We start from the raw sequence: 985 nt of genomic DNA, 5'->3' as shown, positions 1-985 counted from the left end.
CGCCGGGCTGGGCGAGCTGGCCGACGAGCTGCTCACCCTCGGGACCACCGCGGGGTCCAACAGCGGTGCGAAGGTGTCGACGATCGTCGCCGGGATGGCGGCCGGGGCGGACTCGATCGACGATCTCGACGTGGTCCGGCACGGCGGCATGGCGAGGTTGTTCGCCGGGGCCAGGGCGCCCTCGACGGTGGGCACGTTCCTGCGCGATGTCGGCATCGGCCATGTCGCGCAGCTGGAGAACGTCTCCCTCTCGGTCCTGAAGAACCTGATCGCACGGGCCCCGCTGCTGCCCGGGATCGGCGGGCTGGCGTTTCTCGACGTCGACTCCAAGATCACCGCGGTGTCCGGTCGCCGCAAGGAAGGCGCCGCGGCCGGCTACACCAAGGTCCGGGGGCTGAATTTCCTCGCCGGGTGCCTGTCCTCGCCGATCAGCGCACCGGTGGTCACCGGGACCCGGCTGCGCGGCGGGCAGGCCCACTCCGCCCGCGCGGCGGTGTCGTTCGTGCGCGCCAACCTCGCCGCCGCCCGCGCCTGCGGCGCGACCGCGACCCTGGTGGTCCGGCTGGACTCCGGTTTCTACCACGGGGAAATCCTCGCCGCCATCGCCGAAGAAGGAGCCCGGTTCTCCGTCACCGCACCGCAAAACCCCTCAGTCCGCGCCGCGATCGCCGCCATCGACGAAGCAGCGTGGACACGCATCGACTACGGCCGCGCGATCCGCGACGACCACAGCGGACAACAGGTCCGCGCCGCCGAGGTCGCGGAAATCCCCTACACCGCCTTCGCCAACGCCACCCGCAACGGCCAGTTCATCACCGCCCGCCTCGTCGTCCGCCGCGTCCGCGACACCACCCGCGCCACCGCCGCCGACGCGACCGGCGAACTGTTCCCCGTCTACCGCTACCAGGCCGTGTTCACCAACACCGGGTTCGACACGGTCACCGCCGAAACACAGCACCGCGGCCGCGCCGGAACCATCGAGCAG

Annotated in this window: 1 protein-coding gene; it reads left to right on the top strand. The window is 71.9% G+C overall.

Features of this window, described 5'->3' with window-relative positions; translation table 11 throughout:
• The coding region (locus tag PUT80_RS46215; protein ID WP_275295924.1) for a transposase at positions 1-985 on the top strand (985 nt) is incomplete at both ends.

The organism is Amycolatopsis sp. La24 (genome assembly GCF_029087445.1).
Classification (GTDB): Bacteria; Actinomycetota; Actinomycetes; order Mycobacteriales; family Pseudonocardiaceae; genus Amycolatopsis; species Amycolatopsis nivea.
This window is presented reverse-complemented; position numbering and strand designations above follow the sequence as displayed.